Consider the following 664-nt stretch of genomic DNA (forward strand, 5'->3'; position numbering starts at 1 on the left):
ATGAGCATCTCGACGACCATCTACCACACAGGGCTCAACCCCTTCACCATGGAAGAGGTCTACGTCCCGAAAGGCCGGGAGAAGAAGATACAGCGGGCTCTCCTCCAGTACCGCGACCCGAAGAACTACAACCTCGTCCGGGAAGGGCTCCTCGCCGCCGGGAGGGGCGACCTGATCGGGAACGCCTGGAACTGTCTCATACCGGCAAAGAGAAGGTAGAAGAGGTTACCCCCTTCCCCGGATCAGGCCAAGGGCAAACCCGGCAACCGCCCGGCTCGATGGGACGAGTATGGCCGTCAGGGCAAGCGTGGCCACCAGGTTCTCCGGCGTTCCCGGGGTGAGGGCAGCATCGAGTCGCCGCATCGTCATGGAATGCCACCCACCCGGCGGTGGCGAGACCTGGAATAGAGCAGGGACCAGTCTCATCATACAGACGGCAGGTATGTGCAGAAAGATTATTTATCTCCTATGTTCGGCCATCAGTTCCCTGATCCGGCGCATATGTCTCCGGTGGCAGGATGGACAGAGGACCTCAACGTTCCCAGGCGTCCGGGACCCGCCGCAGATCACCGGCCGCCGGAGGTCAAAATATGTCAACCCGGGACGGAGCGGGGCGCCGCACCCGGCACAACGGTGGCTCTGTCTCTCGAGGACGATCCTGACC

Annotated in this window: 3 protein-coding genes; 1 reads left to right on the forward strand and 2 read right to left on the reverse strand. The window is 62.2% G+C overall.

The window, feature by feature from the left end; all coding sequences use genetic code 11:
• Window positions 1-219, forward strand: a 219-nt coding sequence (locus QMC91_RS09920) for a DUF3362 domain-containing protein (RefSeq protein WP_300238079.1), incomplete at its 5' end; no start/stop codon positions are given.
• 6 nt (window positions 220-225) lie between these two features.
• Here the strand turns inward: QMC91_RS09920 and QMC91_RS09925 are convergent.
• Both QMC91_RS09925 and QMC91_RS09930 read right to left on the reverse strand, forming a co-directional pair.
• Window positions 226-429: a hypothetical protein gene (locus QMC91_RS09925; RefSeq protein WP_300238080.1), complete on the reverse strand. Its 204-nt coding sequence runs from the start codon at window positions 427-429 to the stop codon at window positions 226-228.
• A gap of 30 nt (window positions 430-459) precedes the next feature.
• Window positions 460-664, reverse strand: a 205-nt coding sequence (locus QMC91_RS09930) for an HNH endonuclease signature motif containing protein (protein WP_300238081.1), incomplete at its 5' end; no start/stop codon positions are given.

Source organism: Methanoculleus sp. (assembly GCF_030019085.1).
Classification (GTDB): domain Archaea; phylum Halobacteriota; class Methanomicrobia; order Methanomicrobiales; family Methanoculleaceae; genus Methanoculleus.